Below are 22476 nucleotides of genomic sequence, written 5' to 3' on the forward strand. Positions count from 1 at the left end.
CTGTCACACCCAATACGAGACGCGGGACCGGTAATTGCGCATGGCGATGAGGGCGAGCGCCCACCCGACCACGGTGATGGCGCCGACCACGACCCAGCTGGTCCAGCTCACCGCCTGCCCGATGAGCGGCGACCGCACCACCTGCATGTAGTGATACAGCGGGTTGGCCTTGATGAACGGCAGCGCCCACGACGCACCGTCCCGCGGCCCGCCGGACAGCAGCTGGTCGACCGGCCACACGATCGGCGTTGCGTAGAACATCAGCTGGATCAGGGAGTTGATGACCTGCGGGATGTCGCGGAAGCGGGTCGAGATGATGCCGAGCAGCAGCGCCGCCCACCCGGCGGTGAGCGCGAGCAGCACGAAGCCGGGGATGGCGAGGAGGATGTTCCAGCTCAGTCCCGGATGGCAGTACTTGCCGGGAACGCACACGCCGTCCTGGGATCCCAGTGAATACGGGGCATCCAGCGCCGAGAAGAAAATGACCAGTAGCACGACGTAGACGATCAGGTTGTGCGCCAGCAGGAGCGTCTGCCGCCAGATGGTGCGGAGCACGTACACGCTGAGCGGCGCGGGGAGCTGCTTGATCATCCCCTCGTTCGCGATGAACGTCTCCATGCCTTCGGTGAGGCACCCCTGGATGAAGCCCCAGATGATGAACCCGGTGGAGAGATACGGCAGGAAGACGTCGATCGGCGTGCGGAAGAGCTGCGAGTACAGCAGACCGAGCCCGAGCGCGATGACGCCCTGGCTGATGGTGATCCAGAACGGCCCGATGACCGACCGGCGGTACCGCTGCTTGATGTCCTGCCAGCCGAGATGCGTCCACAGCTCGCGATTCGCAAAACCGTCCTTGATGTCGGCTATCGCGCGCGAGAAGGTCTTGCTGTCCGACGACGGTGGCACCGGCGTGGAGATCTCGGGTTCGGCTACGTGAACCGTGCTGGTGGCATGCACGTGGACGAGGGTACCGATGGCGTGCCCGGGGTGAGGGCCGACCCGTCGGCCCGGTGGCCGCCCACGCTCAGTGACGCTGTGTGTGCGACGTTAAGATGTGGCAATGTCGGTCCCCGAAATCAGAACTTCGGCGTCGAAGTCTGTTTCATCGCGTGCGCTGTACTACCTCGTAGCGCCGGTGGGTCACCCCAATTACGGTGATGAGCTCATCACGGCAGGCTGGCTGGAGTACCTCGCGGAGACCGCACCGGACGCCGATGTGTGGGTGGACACTCATTCGCCAGGGCCCGCAAGCGTGCTCCTCGACGGCATCCACCCGCGGGCGAAGTTCACCGACACCCTGTGGCGGCTTTGCTGGGAAGCGCCGGAGGAAGACCCGTGGCGCAGCGCCGCTTGGGTGCGGGAAGCCGTACACCACCCCGGCATCATGCCCCGGCTGCACCACGGCGTCGAACTGCTGGCGAAGGCCGATGTGGTGCACGTCGTCGGTGGCGGGTACATCAACAAACTGTGGCCGAAGCAGATCGGTTTGCTCGCGGGCGCGGCCGCGGCGGCGGAACGTTCCGGTGGGCGCGCGGCCATGACCGGACAGGGTTTTCTTCCGGTTTGCGAGGATTCGGTACCGCTTCTGGAGGCGCTGGCCGACCGGTTCGAGGTCGTCGAGCTCAGGGACGACGCGTCGGCCGAGCTGCTCGGCCGGTCGGCCGGTCTCGACGACGCGTTTCTCACCATCGGGCCCGGCCGGTACGACCAGCCGGAGGACTTGCCCGAGGTGATGCTCTGCCTGCAGTCCGACCTGGTCGAGGTCGGCATCGGCAAGCTGGCCGGCACCGTGCTGTCGATGCTGCGGGCGTGGAAAGTGGACCCGGCGAAGATCGGGGTAGTGGAAGGCGTACCCCGGGTCGACCGCGAGGTGTTCGCGTTGATCGAGCGGGAACTGCCCGGCGCGCGGTTTTATCCGTTTTCACACATCTGGACCCACGGCCTTCCTGCTGCCGCGCACCAGACCTGGATTTCCACCCGGTTCCACGTCCACATGCTGGCTGCCGCGGCCGGAGCGTCCGGCGTCGCGGTGAGCATCCACCCCGATTACTACGCCACGAAACACCGCGCTCTCGTCGGGCTGGGATCCAACTGGACCCTGCTCGAGGATCTTTCCCAGATCCCGGTCCGCCCGACCGCAGGCGGTTACGCCGGCGAGTCGCTGACCCGCTTCCGGGAAAGCAAGCGGCAGCTCGCCGAGCAGGTTTACGCACCGGTGATCCGTCCGGTCGTGGAGGAGCCGCAGCCGGAGCCGATGGACGTGGAGCCGTCGATCCCGCGGCGCCGGTGGACCCGGCGGATCTGGGGCTGAACGGTATGCCCACAGTCGACAACTCGATTCGAATTCCGCATCGAGGAGCGGATGCGTGAGGCGCCCGGCGGGCGGGTTGGCTCTGGGGCAGATCACGCAGGTGCTCGGGTGGACGCCGCGAGGGGGACGGCTCTCACCCGGGACTTGATCGAGCGGTCGCGGACTCCTGCGCTGCCCCGGTCAGGGCGAGAGGACCGGGAAGTAGGTCAGCACTTCCCCGGTGTCCGCGTCGTAGCAGCCCGCGATCTCCAGCGCGCCCCACATTCCCGACCACACCCCGGTCTGCTCGTCCCGGACCACCTGCGGTGAGGTCCACGCGCCGTCTCCGGCGGCCGCAACTTCCTCAGGTGACCAAGAGGGCGGGAAGTAGGTCTGGTCCACCAGGTACTGCTTGGAGCTGTTCTCCGGGACGTGGCGGACGACCTGCCGCAGCGCGATCGGGTAGTCCGCGGGCCGGGCGAGCCGCGGCTGATCCGCGGTGCCGGCCAGGTAGCCGCGAAAACCGTTGAGCAGCGTCCAGAAATCCGTCTGCGGCAACACCGTCCGGGGCCAGAGCTCGTACCGGCTTTCCAGCACCACCACGTTGTTGACGAAGTCGATCAGGCAGCTGTTGCCGACCAGCGTCGCCTGTTCGTGGCGGCACTGCTCGAGCAGCTGCCCCAGCCGATCGAGCGCGGCGAGATTCGGCTGTGCGTCGGCATAGAGCCACGCGGCGAGCGCGAAGGACTCCTGCGGGGCCTTGACCCGCAGCCTGCGGTGTTCGTCGAACGACAGGGACAGTGCGTCGCCGGCTTCGAACAGCGAAGTCATCGGGTGCCGTCAGTGACTTGGGAAGTAGGTGGAGGGGTTGACGTCCAGCGGTGGCGGGGCGGGCTTCGAGGGATCGGGGTGTCCGGGTGCCGCGTTGGGAGGTGGTACCGGCTTGCCCGCCGGGTAGTGCGGGTTGGCGTACCCGGTCACGTTGATGATCTGGCCGGCGTGCGGATTGTCGTGTTTGGGCGGGGCGGCGCCGTGTTTGCCGGGGTTTGCCGGATCCCAGATCGGGGTGTAGGGGATCTGGCCGTGGCCGTTCCAGGTGTAGCTGCTGGGATGTCCCTGCGAAGTGGTCTGGTGTCCTGCCGGAGCGAAGCCGCCGTGTGGCTTGCCGCCGTTCCACGCCTGGTTGGCCACGTTCCCGGTCAGGCCCGAATTCGTGTTGGGCGGGAACATCGTGCTCTGCCCGGGCTTGCCCGACGCGGTCAGCTTGGGGACCAGGTTGCCTGCCGAGTTCTGGGTGTAAGGCCCCTGGATGTTGTAGACGCCGTTCGGTTTGGCCGGCCCGGGCACGGGCGTTCCGCCGTGGATTCCGCTGCCGAGGGTGGCGCTCGGCTTCGTGCCGGGCGGGAGTTGGTTGCTGAGCACGTGCCCACCGGTGAACGACGCGGGCTTCGACTTCTTCGGGTTCGCATGCGGTCTCGGCGGCTTGAGGTTGCCTTGGTTGACGTGGTCGTGGGTGTGCTGGGGGATCGAACCGCCGCCGTGTGGGTGCTGGGTCGGCGCACCCGGCGACGTGAGGTTGTGGTCACCGTCGTACTTGTCGGGGCCAAGTGCCCGGCTGGGGCCGGTCGATCCGTGCGAACCGCTGGGACCGGTGGATCCACTGCCGTGCCCGGAGGGGTGGTGTCCGGAGCCGCCACCCGGGCCCGAGCGGGGGCGGTCGGTGGGCAGCTTCGGTGTCTTGTCCAGCGGCGGCACTGAACCGGGCTTGCCGGTTTTGCCCGTCTTGACGCCCTTCATCGCGTCACCGGCCCGCTCGAACACACTGCGTGCCTTCCCCAGCAGCTGGCCGAGCGCCTTCAGCGCCTTGACCAGCCGCTGGACCAGGCCGGTGATCTTGGCCGCGGTCTTCGCGACGAGGCTGACAACCTGCGGCACGACCCAGGCCAGTCCGATGCCGAGAGTCAGCAGCACCTGCAGTGCCCACGAGATCAGGTGGCCGACCACCTGGGCGATCGTGTCGCGGACCAGGGACCGCACGGCGGCGACGACCTCGCCTGCGGTCTGCACTCCCTTTGCCGCGCCGTCGCTCATCTCGCTGGACGCGGACATCAGTGCGGCCAGGTCGGAAGCACGCTGCCGGTACGCGTCCGCCGCCTCGCCCGACCAGCCCTGAAGGTCGGCCTGCACCTGCTGGCCGACGTCTTCGCCGATCGACTTGAGTTCCTTTGCGACGTTCTGCCAGGTCGTCGAATACGAGGTGATTTGGTCCGGGTTGCCGGCGAGTGTGTCGAGTGCATCCTTGAGCGGCCCGACGTGCTCCATCAGCCAGCCGACGCCTGCCGAGAGGATTGCACCGAACGGGTCGGCGATCGTGCCGAGCGCGTCCAGCGCGGTTCCGGCGGCGCCGAGCACGGCCGAGGACCAGTCGCCGCTCTCGATACTGGTCTTGACCGCCTTCGCGTCTTCCAGCAGCGGGATTCCGGAAATGGCTGTCGTACTGCTGACCGGGGCGGACACCAATGGGTTGCTCATCACACTCCCCCTCTCGCTGCGGCCACGGTAAATGCCGCTGCCCGGTCGCGATGCGAGGACCGGGAGCGCGAACGGAAGGTCGACCCGGAAGATCCCGGACGACGTGTCGAAAGGGCAGAGATCAGGAGGCGAAGAAACCGCGCACCGCATCGATCCCGCGGAGGATTTGGAAGTGCTCTCCGCCGTGGCTCGCGGCCCGGTTCGACGAGTTGTCCGTGCCGCGCTTGCCAGGTTCTTCCTTACCTGACTTGGCTTCCGGTTTCGACGCAGTCTTCGTGGACCATTACGGGATCGGCTGGGTGCGTGGTGGTACCAGCCGAGTTCTGAGTCAAGGACCGGAACTGTCCGCAATCGCTTCTAGCGTCCTCCCATGACCGACTTGACCCCGTTCCGGATCGACATCCCGCAGTCCGACCTCGACGACCTCCACCGCCGCCTCGCCGCCACCCGCTGGCCCGACCCGTTCGCCGACCCGCAATGGGACCTCGGCATTCCGGTCGAAGAAGTCCGGGATCTCGCCGACTACTGGCGCCGCGGATTCGACTGGCGGGCGCAGGAAGAACGCATCAACGGCTTTCCCCAATTCCGTACCACCATCGACAACGCCACCGTGCACTTCCTGCACCTCCGCTCACCCGAGCCGACCGCAATTCCGCTCCTGCTCACGCATGGCTGGCCCGGTTCGATCGTCGAGTTCCTCGACCTCATCGGACCGCTGGCGGACCCTCGGGCGTACGGCGGGGACCCGGCCACCGCTTTCCACGTCGTCGTCCCTTCGGTGCCCGGGTTCGCCTTCTCCGGGCCGGCCCGGGAGCGCGGCTGGGGGCAGGCGCGGACGGCGCGGGCGTGGGCCGAGCTGATGACCCGGCTCGGGTACGAGAAGTTCGGGGCGCACGGCGGCGACTGGGGCGCGCTCATCTCCCGCGAGCTCGGTATCCAGTTTCCCGAGCGAATGATCGGGGTGCACCTGACGATGCTGCCGTCCGCGGTGGCGCGTACCGAGGCGGACCTCGCGGGTGCCGAGCCGGGCAAGGGGGAGCGGTCACTGGCCAAATCGCGGGCCCTCGAACGCAGCGGGCTCGGGTACGCGATGATCCAGTCCACCAAGCCGCAAACGCTTGCGTACGGGCTGACCGACTCCCCGGCCGGCCAGCTGGCCTGGATTGCCGAGAAGTTCCGGGCGTTCTCGAACACCGACCATGACCTGATCGACCGCGACGACCTGCTCGCCGACGTCTCGATCTACTGGTTCACCCGCACCGCTGCCTCGTCCGCGCGGATCTACGCCGACCAGGACGGGCAGTGGGGTGCGCCGCCGCCGGTTTCGACGGTGCCGACCGGGGTTGCGGTGTTTCCCGGCGACATGGGGCTGCCGCTGCGGCACCTCGCCGAGCGGACCGACCGGATCGTCCGCTGGACGGAATTCCCGCGGGGCGGCCATTTCCCGGCGCTGGAGGAGCCCGATCTGCTGATCGGCGACCTGCGGGCCTTCTTCGTGAGTGTCGGCTCCGCTTAGGAACCGACACTCACGAAGGGGTCACAGGTACTGGCCGGTCCCGCTGATCCCCGGCGCAGGACCCTCGCCGGGACGGCCGGACGACCCGGCGGGCAGCCCGCGGCGCATCTGCTCCAGTTGGACACGCGCGGCCATCTGCTGTGCGAAGAGCGCCGTTTGGATGCCGTGGAACAGCCCTTCCAGCCAGCCGACCAGCTGGGCCTGCGCAATCCGCAGCTCGGCGTCCGACGGCGTCTGCTCGTCGGTGAACGGCCGTACCAGGCGCTCGAGCTCCTCGCGCAGCTCGGGCGCAAGCGCTTGCTCCAGCTCGCGCACGGACGTCTGGTGGATCTCGCGTACCCGGTTGCGGCTCGCGTCATCGAGCGGCGCGGCGCGGACCTCCTCCAGCAGCTGCTTGATCATCGTCCCGATGCGCATCACCTTGGCCGGTTCTTCGACCAGGTCGCCGACCGATTCGTGGTCGTCGCCGTCGGGTGACATCGGTGCGGTGCCGACCGGGACGCCGTCCGGCCCGACCACGACCACGTGCGGCACGGAATCGCCGCCCGGTTCACCCGATCCCCGGAAGTTCGGCTCGCTCATGTGCTCCATCCCCGTTGCTGACTGTGTTGCGGGTCCGAGGGTAGCCGCAACCGGGTACCCGGGGTGCGTTCTGCCCAACCCCGCGGCAACCGCGAAACCGCACGTCCGTACGGTGTCCCCCATGGCGTTCGACGTCGCTCGTATCCGTGGGCTGTTCCCCGCGCTGGGGGATGGCTGGATTCACTTCGACGGCGCCGCCGGAATGTTGGTCCCCGAACAGGTCGCTTCGGCCGTGTCGACGGCCATGCGGGCGCCGGTGTCCGGGCCGGGCGGAGCCTTCCCGGCGTCGCAGCGGGCGGAGAGCATCGTCACCGCGGCGCGGCGGGCCGTGGCCGATCTGACCGGGGCCGAACCGGGCGCTGTCGTGCTCGGGCCGAGTGCGCCGGTCCTGCTGCGCCGCCTGGTCGACGCGCTGGCCGAGCGCTGGACGATCGGCGACGAGGTCGTGGTCTCCCGGCTCGACGAGGAAGCGAACATCGCGCCGTGGCGGCGGGCGGCGAAACGCGTCGGCGCCGTGGTGCGCTGGAGCGAGATCGACATCGAGACGTGCGAGCTGCCCGCTTGGCAGTACGAGAACCTCGTGTCGGCGCGCACGAAGGCGGTGTCGGTGACGCTGGCGTCGGGGTCGGTCGGGACCCGGCCGGACGTGCCGACGGTGATCGAGTTCGCCAAGCGCGTCGGTGCGCTGGTGGTGGTCGACGCGACGTACGCCGCCCCGTTCGTGCCCCTTGATCTGCAGGAACTCGGCGCCGACGTGCTGGTGGTGTCGGCCCCGGCGTGGGGTGGCCCGGCGGTCGGCGCGCTGGTTTTCCGCGACCCGGAGCTGCTGGAGCGGGTCTCGTCGGTGTCGCTCGACCCGGCCGCGCGCGGCCCGGCGCGGCTCGAACTGGGCCCGCACGCGTACCCGCTGCTGGCCGGTCTCGTCGCATCCATCGACTACCTCGCCGGTCTGGACGACGCCGCGTCCGGCTCCCGCCGTGAACGCCTGGTGACGTCGCTCGGCTCGGCCAAGTCGTACCACGCGGGCCTGCTCGCGCAGCTCTCCACGGAACTGCGCTCGCTGCGGCACGTGATGGTGCTCGGCGATGCGATGCGGCGGATCCCGGCGCTGGCGTTCACGGTCGCCGGGGAGAAATCGTCCGAAATCGCCGAATACCTTGCGTCGCAAGGCTTGTGCGCCTTCGCCGACGACGGCAGCAGCGGTGTCTTTGCGTCGCTGGGCGTCGGCGAGGTGGGTGGCGCGGTGCGGATCGGGTTGGCGCACTACTCCAACGTTTTCGAGATCAACCAGCTGGTGCGGGTCCTCGAAGAACTACGCTGAACTGCGCTGACGTTCCGTGAAGGGAACCATCACGGAATCTGATTCCCTCATGGTTCCCTTCACGGACTTCAGGACTTCAGGACTTCGCGGCCAGCAGGACTTTCCCGAACACCGAGCCCTCTTCCAGCATCCGGTGCGCCGAAGCGGCTTCGGCCATCGGCACGACCTGCCCGACCACCGGCAGCACCGAACCCTGCTCGACCAGCGGCCACAGCCGGTTGCGCACGTCGGCGACGATTTCCGCCTTCTGGTCCAGCGGCCGCCCCCGCAGCCCGGCCGCGTACACGCTCGCGCGTTTGCCCATCAGCTTGCCGAGGTTCAGCTCGCCCTTGATCCCGCCCTGCATGCCGATGATGACGAGCCTGCCGTCGGTCGCGAGCGCGTCGATGTTGCGGTCGAGGTACTTCGCGCCCATGTTGTCGAGGATGACGTCGGCGCCTCCGGTTTCGGCACGCAGTACCTCGGCGAAGTCGTCCTCGCGGTAGTTGATCGCGAGGTCGGCGCCCAGCTGGCGGCAGCTGTCGAGCCGCTCGGGCGAACCCGCGGTGACCACGACCGTCGCGCCCAATGCCTTGCCGACCTGGATCGCGTGCGTGCCGATGCCGCCAGCGCCGCCGTGTACCAGCAGGACCTGGCCCTCGGCGAGCCCGGCGTGCATCACGACGTTCGCCCACACCGTGCAGGCGACCTCGGGCAGCGCGGCCGCGGCGACCGTCTCGACCTCCGCGGGTACCGGCAGCAGCTGCCCGGCCGGGATCGCCACCCGCTCGGCGTACCCGCCGCCGGCGAGCAGCGCGCAGACCTCGTCACCGACCTGCCAGCCCTCGACGCCCTCGCTGAGCTCGGCGATCACGCCGGAGCATTCGAGGCCGAGAATGTCGCTCGCCCCTGGCGGCGGCGGGTAGTTCCCCTGCCGCTGCAGCAGGTCGGCGCGGTTGACCGCACTGGCCACGACATCCACCAGCACCTCGCCGGGGCCGGGCTCGGGGTCGGGGACTTCGGTCCACTCGAGCACTTCGGGGGCACCGGGTTCGCGGATCGTGATCGCGTGCATGGGCCCGACTGTAGCCCGCCCGGCTCAACCCAGGTCGTTGGTGCTGAAGGTGTTGCAGCGTGCGGGCTGGCCGGTCTGGAACCCGGTGGTGAACCACTTCTCGCGCTGCTTCGACGTGCCGTGCGAGAACTTCGACTCGTCGACGTCGCCGCCGCCGAGCTTCGACTGGATGTAGTCGTCGCCGATGCGGGCCGCGGTGTCGAGCGCGCGGGCGATGTCGTCCTTCGTGACGTCTTGGACCAGCGGTTTCCCGGATTCGGTCGGCGTGGTGGTGGCATGGTTGGCCCAGACCCCGGCGTAGCAGTCGGCCTGCAGTTCGAGCCGGACCGAACCGGACGTGGGACCGCTGCCGGTGCCGCGCTTGGACGTACCGGTGAGGTTCTGCACGTGGTGGCCGTACTCGTGGGCCAGCACGTACGCCTCGGTGAACAGCCCGCCCTGTGCGCCGAAACGGGTCTTGAGCTCGTTGAAGAACGTCAGGTCGATGTACACGTGCGAGTCGGCGGGGCAGTAGAACGGCCCGGTGTCGGACGTCGCGCTGCCGCAGCCGGTGCGCACACCGCCGGAGAAGAAGCGCGTGGTCGCCTTGCGGTAGGTCTGGCCGGAACGCGAGAACTCCTGGGTCCAGTAGTCCTGGATGGAGTTGACGACGGCGACTACCGCGCAGTCGTGGTCCCGGTTCGCGTCGGCGCCGGTACGGCACTTCTGCGCGAGCGTGGTGGCGTCGAGCTGCTGCCCGGAGCTGACGTCGCCGAGGCCGATGCCGCCTGCCGCGGGGCTCGGCCCGGTGCCGCCGAACTGGGACATGAGGAAGTAGATGAGCAGGCCGACCACGCCGAGCCCGCCGCCGCCCAGTGCCACGCGGCCGCCGATCCCGCCACCGCCGCCGCCGCTGCCTCGCATGTCCTGGACCTCGGAGGCGTCCAGTCCCGCGTCATCGTCGAATCGCACGGCCGAAAGCGTAGCTGCCGACCCGGAGACGGGCCTGGGTGCGGCCCCTGCGCTGGGGACCGCACCCAGGTAACTACCGAGGTTTCGATTACGGCGGTTGGCCACCGGCCGGGCCGGCGTCCGGCGGTGCCTTCGCGGTGCCGAGGCCGCGAAGAGAAGCAGCGCCAGAACGACGCCGGGTGCGCGAGGCCGATGCCGAGCGCACCGGTGCTTGCCCGCTCGTGCTGTTCACAATCGCGACCGAACCGGAACGGGGCCGTGCCGGCCGCGGGGACGCAGCGGGCGGTCAACCGCGGGATCACCTGCCATGCCACCACCTGGCCTTCCCGCGTGGGAAAACCGGGCCAGCGTGCCCCGCGGCGCGCTCGGTGTCCCGGCAATCCTCCGCTTCCCATCGAGCATGCGCCTCGACGCGTCGACTCTCAACCTTTTCGTGACCCTCCTTCGGGCGAAGTTTCGCCGCGGAATTTTCACGCCGGGCCGAAACGCCGGGCCGGATGGGAGCCTTCTACGCTGCGTACATGACCGACGACCTGGGCGTGCGTTGGCTGAACGCGGCCGAACAGCACGCCTGGCGGGCGTACATCGTGGCGTCGCTACGGCTGCGGCAACGGCTGCACCGCGAGCTGACCGAGGGGCATGGCGTTTCGCTCGCCGACTACGAGGTGCTGGTGGCCCTGGACGCAGCGCCGGACCGGCGCACCAGGATGTCGGAGCTGGCGGGCCTGCTCGGCTCCACGAAGAGCAGGTTGTCGCACCAGATCGGCAAGCTGGAGACAGCGGGCCTGGTCGAACGCCGCCCGGACCCCGACGACAAGCGCGGCGTGATCACGGCCCTCACCGACGCGGGGTACCAGGTGCTGGCCGCCGCGGCGCCAACACACGTCCGCGGCGCCCGGGAGCACCTGATCGACCTGCTGACCCCGGAGGAACAGACGACGGTCAGCACCGCGTTCATGCGCGTCCTCGAACACCTGGACGACGTGGAAGGACGGCGCGATACGCTGACGGGGATGGAAGCGTGGCAGAGCGGCCGAATGCAGACGCCTTGAAAGCGTCCGTAGGGAAACCTACCGGGGGTTCAAATCCCTCCGCTTCCGCTGGGCGTCCGGCCCCGGGTTCCGCGTCCGCGCGGGAGGCCGGGGCCGCCTTGCGCAGGTCGGCTCACCGGTGCTGTGCGCCGGGTTTCCGTGGAGTCCTCCGTGATCAGCGACGTCGGGTACGACGCCGCCAGTTCCGTGCTGGAAGTCGGGTTCCGCAACGGCACCGTGTATCGCTACCACCTCGTGCCCGCGCGGGTGTACCGCGAGCTGATGGCCTCGGACAGTCCCGGGCGGTACCTCAACCAGGAGATCAAGCCGCGGTTTCCGGCGCAGGCCGTGGAGTGATTGCGGGTCAGGGCTTCTTCAGCTCGCGCAGGGCCATCCGCGCGCGGACCTCGGGGCGGCGCAGCGGCGGCACGGTGGTGGGCGGCTGACGGCGTTGCGGCAGTTCGTCCAGCAGCCGCGCGGTGATCGTCGCGATCTCGGCGACGGCCGCCTCGAACGGATCGCGCGTGGCGTCGGAAATGGACTGCACGCCGGTCACCTTGCGCACGTACTGGCGTGCCGCGGCTTCGATCTCTTCCGTGGTGGCCGCGGGCTGCAGGCCGCGGAGCGTGGTGATGTTTCGGCACATGCGCTTCAGGGTACGTGTCTGCGGAAGCCCTCATCACACTCTCGGGCCATCCTCGTTGACGCCGCCGGAGCGCGCGCGGCAATCTCGATGAAGTGTCCCTCAGACCGCGCTCCCTCCGCCCTGCCCGTCCCGCCCCCGAAGTTCCCGCCGACACCCCGATTCCCGAGCAGGCCTGGCAGCGCGTCCCCGCCGACGAACTGGTCACGCTCGTCTCCGTCGTCCTGATGGCGCACGGTTTTCCGGAAGACCGCGCGCCGATGGCCGCGGAAGCGTTGTGCCACGGCGATCTCACCGGGGCTCCCGATACCGGTGTCGCGGAGCTGACGCGCGTTCATCTCCCTGCGGTGGAAGGCGGGTTCGTCAGCCCGGGTGCGCAGCCGTTGCTGATTGCGGACCGTGGTGCGGCGGCGTTGATCGATTATCGGCGGGCGTCCGGGTTGTGGGCGGTCGGTGATGCGATGGACCGTGCGGTACAGCGGGCCGGGCGGTTCGGGGTCGGGCTCGTGTCGTTGCGCGGGGTCGGGCCGTTCGGGCGCGTCGGTCATCATGCGGCGCGGGCGTTGCCGCACGGGATGATCGGGATCGTGATGGCTGCCGGGGGGTTCGGTGACCAGCCGGTTCATCCGCTGGGGATGGCGGCGCCTGCGGGGGCGTATCCGGAGTTCGTGCTCGACGTCGATCTGGCCGATACGGCGCGGGATCCGCAGTTTGCCGGGTTCGCGTTGATGGTGGATGTGCTGGCCGGGGTGTTGTCCGGGGTGGCCGATCATGAGCATGACACCGGGTTGCTGGTGCTGGCTATTGCGCCGACGACTCTGCGGAGTGCGGATGGGTTCTATCGGGCGGCCAGTGCGGTGTTCGGGAGCATGCTGGGGTGGGAAGGGGGGTCGCCGGTGCGGTATCCGGGGTGGCGGGAGGCGCAGTATTTGGAGCAGTGCCGGGCGTTGGGGGTGCCGTTGTCGGCTTCGGTGCGTCGGGGGCTGGATTTGTTGGCGGCTTCGGTGGGGAGGCCGCCGTTGACTACTGTTGGGTGATTGTGTTTCTGTTTAAAGAATTGTTGCGTGGGGGCACCCCGAAGCCGGAATTGTGACTACGGTCTGAGGGGCTTGTCAAGGCGGGAAAGATGCCTTGACAAGCCCCTCAGACCGTGTTTTGGGCTTCGTATCGGGGTGCAGGGTGGGGGCTGGGCTGCTGGGTCTCGTGGGTGCGCAGGTGCGGCTTGGTTAGTTGGTGGCTACTCGGGCTTGTTCGTGGCCGAGTGAGATGATGTCGCCGGTTTTTAGTTGGCGGCCTCTGCGGGTTTCTGTTTCGCCGTTTACTTTTACTTCTTCGGCGTCGATGAGGTCTTTTGCGTGTGCGCCATTGTCGGCCAATCCGGCCAGTTTCAGGAACTGGCCCAGTCTGATGGGCTCGCCGGTGATGGGGACGTCGCGCACGTTCATGCGTCGATGATGTCACGGGGTTGCGGTGGCTTGCTGGTAGAGAGTGCGGACCTCGTCGTCGAAGTAGCTCGAGTATGAGACGTCGTCCGTGTAGCCGCCTGCTTCGTATCCGCCGATCACGCCTACTACCGTGCCGAGCTTGGTGTCCGGCGCCGGGTCTGCGACCAGTGGGCTGCCGCTCGTGCCGGTGGCGAAGCCGGGGCAGTCGATGCGGACCTGGTGGGGGTCTTCCTGCTGGGTTTCGGCGTCGCAGGTGGCCACCTCGTCGATGCCGTCCGGGTACCCCGTCACCGTCACCGGGCGGGCGAACGGGCCGTTCGTGGCCAGCTGGTTTGCGCCGGTCACCGATTCGAGGGGGACCGGGGAACCGGTTTGCCGTGCGGTGGCGAAGCCGACGTCGAGGTTCGGGTCGGACGTGTCGATCCAAGCCTGCGCGACCAGCTGGTCGGCGACCTCCCAATACCCGAATGGCGCAACGCCGTCGTGGAAGCCCGGGGCGAACGTGACGCCGGTGACGTATCCGCCGCCCTGGCCGTCGTGGATGCAGTGGGCGGCGGTGACCAGCTCGTTTCCTTGCGGACTGTGCACGACGCTGGCCGTGCAGTAGTGCGTGCCGTCGACGAACAGTGCGCCGATGGCCGGTTGCGGGGGCACCCCCGTGGCCAATGCGCTGACCGTCTGCTGTGCCCCGTCAACCGTGCACGCCACGATGGTCCCGCTCGCACTCAACAGCGCGAACAGCCCGATCACCGTGCGTCGCATGCCACCTCCCGTAGACATTCTCCGTCACTAGTATCCGAACCGGCGGTGAGAACGAGGTGGGGAACTGATGAAAGACTTCGGCGGCAAGGTCGCGGTGATCACCGGAGCCGGTTCGGGCATCGGCCGGGCGCTCGCCCTCGAGCTGGCGCTGTACGGGGCCCGGCTCGAAATTTCCGACGTCGACGCCGAGGGGCTCGACGGCACCGTGCGCGAGGTCCGCGAGCGCGGCGCCGAGGTGCGGGGGCACGCGCTCGACGTGGCGGACCGGGCCGCGGTGCTCGCGCATGCCGACGAGGTGGCGAGCGAGCACGGCCGGGTGAACCTCGTCGTCAACAATGCCGGGGTGGCGCTCGGCGCGACCGTCGAGGACATGACGTTCGACGACTTCGACTGGCTCCTCGGCATCAACCTCGGCGGCGTCGTGAACGGGACAAAGGCATTCCTGCCGCACCTCATCGCTTCCGGGGACGGATACCTCGTGAATATGTCGAGTGTGTTCGGATTCGTCGGAGTGCCCACGCAGAGCGCGTACAACGCGGCGAAGTTCGCCGTTCGCGGATTCACCGAGTCGTTGCGCGGAGAAATGCTGGCCGCGCGGTATCCGGTGGGGGTCAGCTGCGTCCATCCGGGTGGAATCAAGACGAACATCGCCCGGAACGCGCGCGGCGGCAGCGGCGGTGATCAAGCGGCCGCGGCGGCCGGATTCGACAAAATCGCCCTCACCACACCGAAGAAAGCAGCCGAGACGATCCTGCGCGGCGTGCAGCGGCGGTCCGCGCGGATCCTCATCGGACCCGATGCGTACGTGATCGACGCGATACCGCGCGTTCTCGGTTCCGCCTACCAGCGGCCACTTGCCGCATTGGCCCGGCGAGGGCGCAAACGGATGGGCCGATAACCCGGCAGTTACAGCTGAAAGCCATGATCACCCGATGGAGTTGCATTTCTCCTGATCAGGCCGAAAATGCAGCAGAATGCACCCAGTCCACCCGTGTGTCCGCACCCCGGAGGTAGCCACTGATGCTGCGCCTTGCCGAGCGCCGGCCGACCGCGTCCGATCGTGCTGCGGGCGAGCTGGTCGACCGCACGGGCATCATCGCCGCGAGCCTGCCGCGCGGGCGGCGCAGCCCCGAGGATCTCGCGGTCCGGGAGACGAGCTGCGAATCCACCCAGCCGATCCCGATCGTCGCCGGGTGCGCGCCCGCCAAGGAACGGCCGCGCGCGGTGGCCGTCCGGCGCCGGGCCCGCGCGTGGGTCGGCGGCAGCGCGGCCGTGATCCTGGTCGGCCTCGGCTGGCTTGCCGGTGGGCTCTTCACCGGCGGATTCCTGGGCCACCCCACCGACGACGCCGCCGCGCAGACCGACCAGCGCGTGCCGGTCACCGTGCAGCAGGCTCCCGCGCCCGCCCCGCCGCCGGTCACCGAGACCGCGGCGCCGGTCACCGTGTACGTCCCGGTGCCTGCCCACGAAACTCCGACGCGGCGCAGCAACCCGGTCCGTCCCACCACCCCGCGTGAAACCTCCGCTCCAGCGCCGTCGAAGACGGCCGATCCGCGTGCGGATCTCGGCCCGGATTCCCCAGGGAACAAGCAAAAGAGCAGTGTCGACGACTATCTGGACTGGAAACCGTGGTTCGACGCGGCCCGGCGCATGTCCGGCGGTCGCTGATTCATCCGATCCACCCGTACTCGTGCTCCGGGCGTCCGGTCGCGCCGTACCGCAGCCGCATCTCCACCGCACCCGATTCCGCCAGCGCGGTCAGGTAACGCTGGGCCGTCGCGCGCGCCATGCCGAGCTCGCGGGCCACTTCGGCGGCCGACAACGGCGTCGGTGAACTGCGCAAACGTTCCGACACCAGCCGGGCCGTCGCGCTCGACTGGCCCTTGGGCGTCGCGGCTCGGTCCTGGTCGTGCAGCGTGCGGAAGGCGCGGTCCACGTCGTCCTGGGTCAGCGGGCGTTCCGTCGTCACCATGCCGCGGTAGCGCGCGTACGCCGTGAGCCGCTCGGCCAGCTGCCGCGTGGTGAACGGCTTGATCAGGTAGTTCAGCGCCCCCGCGCGGATGGCCGCGGAGATCGACCCGCCGTCGGTCGCGGCGGACAGCACGATCGTGTCCGTCTTCAAGTCCGGCAATACGGACAGGCCGGGCTCGTCGGGGAGATAGACGTCGAGGAGCACCAGGTCCGGCGCCAGTTCCCGCACGCGAGCGCGCGCCTCGGCGGCGGTGTGCGCGACCCCGGCGACGGTGAAGCCAGGGACTTCCGCCACGAATCCCGCGTGTACCCCGGCGACGCGGAAATCGTCGTCCACGATCAGCGTGCGGATCACGCGTCGGCCTCCTCGGGTCGGTCGGCCAGCAGGCCGGGCAGTTTGGCGACGAACAGCGCTCCGGTGGTGGTCCCGCCGGGGTCGGCGAGCCATACGTCGCCGTCGTGGGCCCGGGCGGCTTGCCGGGCCAGTGCCAGTCCGAGGCCGTGTCCCGGACTGAGCTTTGTGGACACTCCTTCGTCGAACAGTGTTTTCTGCAGCGAAGAAGGGATACCGGACCCACTATCCACAACGGACACGTGTAACGCGGACCCGTCGGCCAGCAGCCCGACCTCGACCCACGCCGGCCGCCGCGCGCCCATTCTCGCCGCGTGGAGGGCGTTGTCCACCAGGTTGCCGATCACCGTGCCGGCCGCGATCGGGTCGGTGAGGGTGGCCGGTACCCACGAATCGTCGGCAAGCCGCAACTCCATGCCTTTTTCGTGCGCCTGCTCGGTTTTCGCAACTAGCAGTGCCTGCAGGTACGGATCCGCGACCTGGTCGCCGAGCGGTTCGGCGCGGGACGCGGTGGTGTCGGTGAGCGTCTGCAGGTACTCCTCGGCTTCGGCGTGGTGCCCGAGCTGGAGCAGCCCGGACAGCGTGTGCAGCCGGTTCGCGAATTCGTGCCGCTGCGCGCGTAACCCGTCGGACAGGGAGCGAATGCCGTCGAGTTCGCGGGTGAGGCTGTCGAGGTCGGTGCGGTCGCGGAAGGTCAGTACGGTACCCAGCGAGCGTTCGTCTCGCTTCACCGCTCGGGAGTTGATCACCAGCACTCGATTTCCTGCCACCGCAAGGAGATTGTCCACCGGCAACCCCTCGGCGACTGCCTTGTGGACTCGCGGCGACAGGTCCAGCTCCGGCAATGGCGCACCGACCGGCAGCGGCGTACCAAGCAACCGTTCGGCTTCGTCGTTGCGGACGGTCACGCGTTGCTGCGCGTCCACCGCCAGCACGCCCTCGCCGATCCCGTGCAGCACCGCCTCGCGTTCGTACAGCAGCTCGGTCAGCTCGTGTGGTTCAAGGCCGTGCGTGACCCGCCGCAACCTGCGGTTGAGCAGCGCGGACGCGCCCGCGCCGAGCAGCAGCGCGCCGCCGCCGAAGACCAGCGTGAGCGCGAGCCAGCGGTTGAAATCGCCGGTGAGCTCGTCGATGTCGAAGCCCACGCTGACCTCGCCGACCACCCGATCTCCTTGCCGGATCGGTGTTTTGCTGCGCACCGACAACCCCAGCGTGCCGTGCTGTACGGCGCTCACGACGTCGTTGCCCGCCAGCGCTTCCTGCGCCGACGTGCTCACTCGTTTGCCGATTTGGCTCGGCGTCGGATGCGCAAGCCGGATCTCGTGGTCGTCGGTGATCACCACGAACAACGCCGACGTGCTCCGGGTGACCGCCTGCACGCGTTCCTCGAGCGGTCCGCCCTGCTGCCGCGCGGCCGCGCCCGCGACCACCACCGGGTCGGCGGCCACCGATCTCGCGATCGCCAGCGCCCGCTCGCCGTACTGTTCGGACAGCGTGGTGCGCAGGAGCGAGCTGACCAGCGCGACGCCGAGGCCCACGACGAGGACCACCACGCCGATCTGCAACAGCAGCACCTGACGGGTGAACCGCATCCGCGGAAAGAGCGCCCACTTCGGCATGCCAGGGAACATACCCCCAGCTCAGGGCAGCGCGCTAAATGAGCAAAACGTGGAGAACGCGCAGAGCGCACGCAGAACGTCGACAAGCTTCTCCCTCGCCTGACGCGCTCTTAACCTCCCTGGCAGCGCGTCCCCACCTCCCCGTGACGAAGGAGTCACCTCGATGGCCCCACTGATCGAACTGATCGGAGCCACCAAAAGGTTCCCCACCGGTTCCGGTTCCGTCCACACCGCCGTCCGCGACCTGACCATGACCGTCGAACCGGGGGAGTTCGTCGCCGTCGTCGGCCCGACCGGCTGCGGCAAGTCGACCACCCTTTCGCTCGTCTCCGGGTTGCAGCCCGCCTCGGCCGGGCGCGTGCTCGTGCACGGGAACGAGGTGAAGTCCATTCCGGACGGCGTCGGCTACATGTTCCAGACCGACGCGGTGATGCCGTGGCGTTCGGTGCTGGACAATGTCGCGTCCGGGCCGAGGTTTCGTGGGGAGTCCAAAGAGGACGCCCGGAAGAAGGCGGCGGACTGGATCGGCCGCGTCGGGCTCGCCGGATTCGAGAAGTACTACCCGCACCAGCTTTCCGGCGGCATGCGCAAGCGCGTCGCATTGGCGCAAACGCTGGTCACCAGCCCGAAAATCCTGCTGATGGACGAACCGTTCTCCGCGCTGGACGTGCAAACGCGCGCGTTGATGCAGGACGAGCTGCTGCGGCTGTGGTCCGGCTCCGGCGCCGCGGTGATCTTCGTGACGCACGATCTCGACGAGGCAATTGCGTTGGCGGACAAGGTGGTCGTGCTCACCACGAGCCCGGCGACGGTCAAGGACGTCTTCGAAATTCCACTTTCCCGTCCGCGCAAGGTCGAGGACCTGCGGCTCACCGAAGAATTCCGGAAGCTCTACTCCGACATCTGGGAATCGCTGCGCGGCGAGGTCGACAAGGCTCGCCGGAAGGGAGCGACCAGTGTCGCTTGATCTGATCGTCCCGCCGTCCAATTCGAATCCGGGTATCGAGGACGAGGCGAGCATCATCGCCCGGCAGAAGAAGCGCAGTTCGGCCCGCAAACGCAACGTCTGGTTGCTGCGGCTGGGAATTCTCGTGGTGTGGCTGGGGCTGTGGGAGCTGGCCGGCCGGTTCTGGATCGACCCGTTCTTCTATTCGATGCCGTCGAAAATCTGGCAGCGGCTGGTGGAATGGTTCACCGCCGGGACCGATTTCGGGTCCATCTGGTATCAGATCCTGGTGACGATCGAGGAAGCCTTCCTCGGTTTCGTGCTCGGTGCGGTCGCCGGGGTGATCTTCGGCGTGGTGCTCGGCCGTAGTGCGTACCTCGCCGAAGTGATGGCCCCGTTCATCAAGGCAGCCAACGCAATGCCGCGAATCGTGCTCGCCGCGTTGTTCGTGATCTGGTTCGGTCTCGGGTTGTCGTCGAAGGTCGCGACGGTGTTCGTGCTGGTGTTTTTCGCGGTGTTCTTCAACGCTTTCACCGGCGCGCGCGAAGTGGATCGCAACTTGATCGACAATGCCCGCATTCTCGGCGCGACGCGGTGGCAGGTGCTGCAGTCGATCGTGCTGCCGAGCGCGACGTCGTGGATTCTCTCCTCACTGCACGTCGCTTTCGGATTCGCGTTGATCGGCGCCGTGGTCGGGGAATACACCGGGGCCAAGGCAGGAATGGGCTTCCTGATTGCGAATTCCCAGGGCACTTTCGACACCGCCGGGGTGTACGCCGGAATGATCATCATCATGGTCGTGGCGTTGTTCGCCGAATGGCTGATCAGCACGGCGGAACGACGGCTGCTGCGCTGGCGTCCGCAGGCGTCGGCCCAGGCGAGCCAGGGGATCTGACATGCGGCTGAAAAGGACAGTCGCGGTCGCGGCGGCCGCGCTGGTGACGGTGGCCGGGGTGACCGCATGCCGCGACTCCCGGCAGATCGACCTCGGCAGCAGCGGGCGGCCGCACGTGAAGATCATGGTGGGCGGACTGTCCAAAGTGATCTATCTGCCCGGCCAGCTCGCGCAGCAGCTCGGCGAGTACCAGAAGCAGGGACTCGACGTCGAACTGTTCGACCAGCCCTCGGGGGCGAATGCGGAAACGTCGCTGCTGGCCGGGGAAGTGCAGGGCGTGATCGGGTTCTACGACCACGCCATCGATTTGCAGGCAAAGGACCAATGCATCACCAGCGTGGTGCAGTTCGCGAATGTGCCCGGCGAAGCGGAAATGGTGGCCACCTCGAAAGCCGGGCAGATCAGGTCCGGCGCGGATTTCCGCGGGAAAAACCTCGGGGTGACGTCGCTGGGCTCGTCCACCGACTTTCTCACCAAGGCACTCGCGAGCCGCGGTGGTGTCGGCAGCAAGGATTACACGCCTGTGAAGGTCGGCGCCGGGCAGACGTTCATCTCGGCAATGCAACAGGGTTCGATCGACGCCGGGATGACGACCGATCCGACGATTGCGCAGCTCACCAATACCGGACAGGCCAAGGTGCTGTACGACATGCGCACGCCGGAGGGAACCCGCGCCGCGCTGGGTGGGCTTTACCCGGCGAGCTCGCTGTACATGGGTTGTGAGATCGTGAAACGATATCCGGACATCGTGCAGAAACTGGCGAACGCGTATGTGAGTTCGCTGCGCTGGCTTTCTTCGCACACCGCGGAACAGGTAGCCGATGTGATGCCGCCGTCGTTTGCCGGTGGCGACAAGGCGCTGTACGTGAAATCGCTCAAGGACAGCCTGCCGATGTTCACCGAGGACGGGCGAATGGACGCGGCCGGAGCGCAGAACGTGCTGAACGTGCTGGGTGCTTCGTCCAGCAATGTGAAACCGAAGAAGGACAAGATCGATTTGAGCCAGACCTACACCACCCGGTTCGTGGACGCTGCGCGCCCGCCCTCAGCGCAGTAGTCCACTCGCGAGGTCCGTGCATGGCCCGTTGCCTTCCCCATCGGGCCGTGCACGGACTTCCGTGTGCACACCGGAAATTCGGGACATTACGTGAACAATTGCCCGAATGTGAAGACCCTTCGAAAGTAGCTACCCACCTGGGCAGCCGAATCCAACACTGGTACCGCAGGCACTCCGAGTCCCGTGACCAGATTGGATGCCCATGTATTCACGACTTTCCTTGCGCCCGTTGCGGCTGGTGGCGGTCTCTGCGGTCGGCGTGCTCACGGCAGCGGCGCTCGCCGCCGGTGCGGGTGCCGGTCCGGTTTCGTTCGGCAGGCACTTCCACGGCCAGCACTATTCCGGCGGAAACTGGGGCGGTTATGTCAGTTTCGGCAGTTTCACCACCGCGACCGCAAGCTGGACCGAGCCGTCGGTGACGTGCAATTCGAGCAACGACCTCTTCGCGCCCTGGGTGGGCATCGACGGCGACGGTTCGTCCACAGTGGAGCAAACCGGCGTCGCGACGGACTGCTCCAGCGGAAGCCCGGAATACCAGGCGTGGTACGAAATGTACCCGGCCGCGCCGGTGTATTACTCGTCGTCGGAAGCGCCGGTGCAGGCCGGTGACCACCTTACGGCGACGGTGACCCGCAGCGGGTCCAGTTACCGGCTCGACCTCACCGACACGACCCAGGGTTGGACGAAAACGACGACGCAGTCGTTGAATGCGCAGCACTCGTCGGCGGAGGCGATCATCGAGTCGCCGACCGATTCGTACCCGTCGATCAATGGCGGGGTTTCGTTCGATGGGGTGACGTTTGATGGTCGGAATCTTGCCGACACCGGTCCGCAGGGGCTCGATGCTGACGATAATGGTAGTGCGACGTTTAGCCCGGGGCCGATTGGGTCGGATGGGCAGAGTTTTACTATGGCCCGGCATTGAGCTGTTCGAGGTTCGTGGAGGTTCCGCTTTAGGGAATTGTTGCGTGGGGCACCCCGAAGCCGTGATTGTGACTACGGTCTGGGGGGCTTGTCAAGGCGGGAAAGATGCCTTGACAAGCCCCCCAGACCGTGTTTTGGCTTCGTATCGGGGTGCAGGGCCGGGTCTGGGCTGCTGGGTCTCGTGGGGTGCGCGGGCTGCGGTGAGTGGGTGGTGGGGTCGGTGTGAAGGGCTGTGAAGGGCTGTGATGGTTCCCTTCACGGACGGGCGAAGCGGTAGGCGCGTTCGACGCGCGAAATGTGCATGTCGAATTCGGTGTTCACTCGGCACGGTCTTGGTGGCGGGCTTCGGTGCGCCGGGATGTGAAGATTACGGCGTTGTAAGGCGGTTCGGGGAGCTCCAATGCGCGGAGGTATACCGGTGGAGCGCGGCGAGCCAGCGGAATTCAGCCCTGCAGGCCGTTGACCGCCCAGGCGAACACCATCAGTGCTAGTGCCGCGTCACGCAACGTTGGGTAGGTAATCTGGGCGGCGGATCTTCGAGCCGGCTGCGAAGTGGCGCTTCGGGTGGCAGTGCCGGTTGCGCCA

Annotated in this window: 23 protein-coding genes and 1 tRNA gene; 13 read left to right on the plus strand and 11 right to left on the minus strand. The window is 68.0% G+C overall.

The annotated features are described in order from the left end of the window. Positions 1-3: 3 nt before the first annotated feature. A complete protein-coding gene (gene wzm, locus OO71_RS24145) occupies positions 4-957 on the minus strand; it encodes a galactan export ABC transporter permease subunit Wzm/RfbD (protein WP_033292142.1) in 954 nt (317 codons plus the stop codon). A 103-nt stretch (positions 958-1060) separates the two neighbouring features. Here wzm and OO71_RS24150 point away from each other — a divergent pair, with 103 nt between their 5' ends. Further along, entirely contained in the window at positions 1061-2311 is a 1251-nt protein-coding gene (locus OO71_RS24150; RefSeq protein ID WP_051792033.1) for a polysaccharide pyruvyl transferase family protein, read from the plus strand. A 180-nt stretch (positions 2312-2491) separates the two neighbouring features. On the opposite strand, the gene OO71_RS24155 is transcribed toward OO71_RS24150, so the two are convergent. Continuing rightward, positions 2492-3121: an EndoU domain-containing protein gene (locus OO71_RS24155; RefSeq protein WP_033292143.1), complete on the minus strand. Its 630-nt coding sequence runs from the start codon at positions 3119-3121 to the stop codon at positions 2492-2494. 9 nt (positions 3122-3130) lie between these two features. Next, the gene (locus tag OO71_RS24160) at positions 3131-4822 is read right to left on the minus strand and encodes a WXG100 family type VII secretion target (protein WP_033292144.1); all 1692 of its coding nucleotides are present in this window, start codon (positions 4820-4822) and stop codon (positions 3131-3133) included. A gap of 370 nt (positions 4823-5192) precedes the next feature. Here OO71_RS24160 and OO71_RS24165 point away from each other — a divergent pair, with 370 nt between their 5' ends. Continuing rightward, positions 5193-6338, plus strand: coding sequence for an epoxide hydrolase family protein (locus tag OO71_RS24165; protein WP_033292145.1), 1146 nt, complete (start codon positions 5193-5195; stop codon positions 6336-6338). 21 nt (positions 6339-6359) lie between these two features. Here OO71_RS24165 and OO71_RS24170 read toward each other — a convergent pair whose 3' ends face one another. After that, positions 6360-6929, minus strand: coding sequence for a bacterial proteasome activator family protein (locus OO71_RS24170; RefSeq protein ID WP_033292146.1), 570 nt, complete (start codon positions 6927-6929; stop codon positions 6360-6362). Between the two features lie 112 nt (positions 6930-7041). On the opposite strand from OO71_RS24170, the gene OO71_RS24175 reads away from it, so the two are divergent. Then, complete coding sequence (locus OO71_RS24175; RefSeq protein WP_033292147.1) at positions 7042-8241, plus strand: cysteine desulfurase-like protein; 1200 nt, start codon at positions 7042-7044, stop codon at positions 8239-8241. 76 nt (positions 8242-8317) lie between these two features. Here the strand turns inward: OO71_RS24175 and OO71_RS24180 are convergent, their stop codons facing one another. Then, positions 8318-9295 (minus strand): NAD(P)H-quinone oxidoreductase, encoded by a 978-nt coding sequence (locus OO71_RS24180; protein ID WP_033292148.1) that lies wholly within the window; start codon positions 9293-9295, stop codon positions 8318-8320. 24 nt (positions 9296-9319) lie between these two features. After that, the gene (gene ypfJ, locus OO71_RS24185) at positions 9320-10246 is read right to left on the minus strand and encodes a KPN_02809 family neutral zinc metallopeptidase (RefSeq protein WP_033292149.1); all 927 of its coding nucleotides are present in this window, start codon (positions 10244-10246) and stop codon (positions 9320-9322) included. Positions 10247-10767: 521 nt separating this feature from the next. On the opposite strand from ypfJ, the gene OO71_RS47650 reads away from it, so the two are divergent. The 3 genes from OO71_RS47650 to OO71_RS24200 all read left to right on the plus strand — a co-directional run bounded on the left by OO71_RS47650 (position 10768) and on the right by OO71_RS24200 (position 11634). After that, positions 10768-11298, plus strand: coding sequence for a MarR family winged helix-turn-helix transcriptional regulator (locus tag OO71_RS47650; RefSeq protein ID WP_051792037.1), 531 nt, complete (start codon positions 10768-10770; stop codon positions 11296-11298). Continuing rightward, positions 11262-11346: transfer RNA gene (locus OO71_RS24195), tRNA-Ser, on the plus strand. The genes OO71_RS47650 and OO71_RS24195 overlap by 37 nt, the downstream gene beginning before the upstream one ends. 102 nt (positions 11347-11448) lie before the next feature. Further along, complete coding sequence (locus tag OO71_RS24200; RefSeq protein ID WP_211260592.1) at positions 11449-11634, plus strand: KTSC domain-containing protein; 186 nt, start codon at positions 11449-11451, stop codon at positions 11632-11634. Positions 11635-11641: 7 nt separating this feature from the next. On the opposite strand, the gene OO71_RS24205 is transcribed toward OO71_RS24200, so the two are convergent. Further along, complete coding sequence (locus OO71_RS24205) at positions 11642-11923, minus strand: DUF2277 domain-containing protein (RefSeq protein WP_033292152.1); 282 nt, start codon at positions 11921-11923, stop codon at positions 11642-11644. A gap of 92 nt (positions 11924-12015) precedes the next feature. Here OO71_RS24205 and OO71_RS24210 point away from each other — a divergent pair, with 92 nt between their 5' ends. Beyond that, positions 12016-12957 (plus strand): Ldh family oxidoreductase, encoded by a 942-nt coding sequence (locus tag OO71_RS24210; protein ID WP_033292153.1) that lies wholly within the window; start codon positions 12016-12018, stop codon positions 12955-12957. Between the two features lie 189 nt (positions 12958-13146). On the opposite strand, the gene OO71_RS49140 is transcribed toward OO71_RS24210, so the two are convergent. Continuing rightward, a complete protein-coding gene (locus OO71_RS49140) occupies positions 13147-13365 on the minus strand; it encodes an RNA-binding S4 domain-containing protein (protein WP_084145239.1) in 219 nt (72 codons plus the stop codon). 12 nt (positions 13366-13377) lie between these two features. Then, on the minus strand, positions 13378-14127 hold the full coding sequence (locus OO71_RS24215; protein ID WP_033292154.1) for a trypsin-like serine peptidase: 750 nt from the start codon (positions 14125-14127) through the stop codon (positions 13378-13380). A gap of 67 nt (positions 14128-14194) precedes the next feature. Here OO71_RS24215 and OO71_RS24220 point away from each other — a divergent pair, with 67 nt between their 5' ends. Then, positions 14195-15025: an SDR family NAD(P)-dependent oxidoreductase gene (locus OO71_RS24220; RefSeq protein WP_033292155.1), complete on the plus strand. Its 831-nt coding sequence runs from the start codon at positions 14195-14197 to the stop codon at positions 15023-15025. Positions 15026-15147: 122 nt separating this feature from the next. Continuing rightward, positions 15148-15795 carry a hypothetical protein gene (locus OO71_RS24225; protein WP_033292156.1) on the plus strand — a complete coding sequence of 216 codons (648 nt, stop codon included), beginning with the start codon at positions 15148-15150 and terminating at the stop codon, positions 15793-15795. A 1-nt stretch (position 15796) separates the two neighbouring features. Here OO71_RS24225 and OO71_RS24230 read toward each other — a convergent pair whose 3' ends face one another. Both OO71_RS24230 and OO71_RS24235 read right to left on the minus strand, forming a co-directional pair. After that, positions 15797-16453 (minus strand): response regulator, encoded by a 657-nt coding sequence (locus OO71_RS24230; RefSeq protein ID WP_033292157.1) that lies wholly within the window; start codon positions 16451-16453, stop codon positions 15797-15799. Next, positions 16450-18042, minus strand: a complete 1593-nt coding sequence (locus OO71_RS24235) for a sensor histidine kinase (protein ID WP_033292189.1) — start codon at positions 18040-18042, stop codon at positions 16450-16452. The genes OO71_RS24230 and OO71_RS24235 overlap by 4 nt, the downstream gene beginning before the upstream one ends. 190 nt (positions 18043-18232) lie before the next feature. On the opposite strand from OO71_RS24235, the gene OO71_RS24240 reads away from it, so the two are divergent. From OO71_RS24240 to OO71_RS24255, 4 genes are all read left to right on the plus strand, one after another. Beyond that, positions 18233-19036, plus strand: coding sequence for an ABC transporter ATP-binding protein (locus OO71_RS24240; protein WP_033292158.1), 804 nt, complete (start codon positions 18233-18235; stop codon positions 19034-19036). Further along, complete coding sequence (locus OO71_RS24245) at positions 19026-19910, plus strand: ABC transporter permease (protein WP_033292159.1); 885 nt, start codon at positions 19026-19028, stop codon at positions 19908-19910. The genes OO71_RS24240 and OO71_RS24245 overlap by 11 nt, the downstream gene beginning before the upstream one ends. Position 19911: 1 nt before the next feature. Next, on the plus strand, positions 19912-20967 hold the full coding sequence (locus OO71_RS24250) for an ABC transporter substrate-binding protein (protein ID WP_033292160.1): 1056 nt from the start codon (positions 19912-19914) through the stop codon (positions 20965-20967). Between the two features lie 202 nt (positions 20968-21169). Further along, positions 21170-21892, plus strand: a complete 723-nt coding sequence (locus OO71_RS24255; RefSeq protein WP_033292161.1) for a G1 family glutamic endopeptidase — start codon at positions 21170-21172, stop codon at positions 21890-21892. Positions 21893-22476 lie beyond the last annotated feature (584 nt).

The sequence above is a fragment of the Amycolatopsis jejuensis genome (assembly GCF_000717335.1).
Taxonomy (GTDB): domain Bacteria; phylum Actinomycetota; class Actinomycetes; order Mycobacteriales; family Pseudonocardiaceae; genus Amycolatopsis; species Amycolatopsis jejuensis.

Coding starts and splice junctions, on each gene's coding strand:
- OO71_RS24220 (WP_033292155.1), top strand. CDS start 14,195: ATGAAAGACTTCGGCGGCAAGGTCGCGGTGATCACCGGAGCCGGTTCG.
- OO71_RS24205 (WP_033292152.1), bottom strand. CDS start 11,923: ATGTGCCGAAACATCACCACGCTCCGCGGCCTGCAGCCCGCGGCCACC.
- OO71_RS24160 (WP_033292144.1), bottom strand. CDS start 4,822: ATGAGCAACCCATTGGTGTCCGCCCCGGTCAGCAGTACGACAGCCATT.
- OO71_RS24175 (WP_033292147.1), top strand. CDS start 7,042: ATGGCGTTCGACGTCGCTCGTATCCGTGGGCTGTTCCCCGCGCTGGGG.
- OO71_RS24225 (WP_033292156.1), top strand. CDS start 15,148: ATGCTGCGCCTTGCCGAGCGCCGGCCGACCGCGTCCGATCGTGCTGCG.
- OO71_RS24235 (WP_033292189.1), bottom strand. CDS start 18,042: ATGCGGTTCACCCGTCAGGTGCTGCTGTTGCAGATCGGCGTGGTGGTC.
- OO71_RS24155 (WP_033292143.1), bottom strand. CDS start 3,121: ATGACTTCGCTGTTCGAAGCCGGCGACGCACTGTCCCTGTCGTTCGAC.
- OO71_RS24180 (WP_033292148.1), bottom strand. CDS start 9,295: ATGCACGCGATCACGATCCGCGAACCCGGTGCCCCCGAAGTGCTCGAG.
- OO71_RS24150 (WP_051792033.1), top strand. CDS start 1,061: ATGTCGGTCCCCGAAATCAGAACTTCGGCGTCGAAGTCTGTTTCATCG.
- OO71_RS24250 (WP_033292160.1), top strand. CDS start 19,912: ATGCGGCTGAAAAGGACAGTCGCGGTCGCGGCGGCCGCGCTGGTGACG.
- OO71_RS24170 (WP_033292146.1), bottom strand. CDS start 6,929: ATGGAGCACATGAGCGAGCCGAACTTCCGGGGATCGGGTGAACCGGGC.
- OO71_RS24240 (WP_033292158.1), top strand. CDS start 18,233: ATGGCCCCACTGATCGAACTGATCGGAGCCACCAAAAGGTTCCCCACC.
- OO71_RS24215 (WP_033292154.1), bottom strand. CDS start 14,127: ATGCGACGCACGGTGATCGGGCTGTTCGCGCTGTTGAGTGCGAGCGGG.
- OO71_RS47650 (WP_051792037.1), top strand. CDS start 10,768: ATGACCGACGACCTGGGCGTGCGTTGGCTGAACGCGGCCGAACAGCAC.
- OO71_RS49140 (WP_084145239.1), bottom strand. CDS start 13,365: ATGAACGTGCGCGACGTCCCCATCACCGGCGAGCCCATCAGACTGGGC.
- OO71_RS24165 (WP_033292145.1), top strand. CDS start 5,193: ATGACCGACTTGACCCCGTTCCGGATCGACATCCCGCAGTCCGACCTC.
- OO71_RS24255 (WP_033292161.1), top strand. CDS start 21,170: ATGTATTCACGACTTTCCTTGCGCCCGTTGCGGCTGGTGGCGGTCTCT.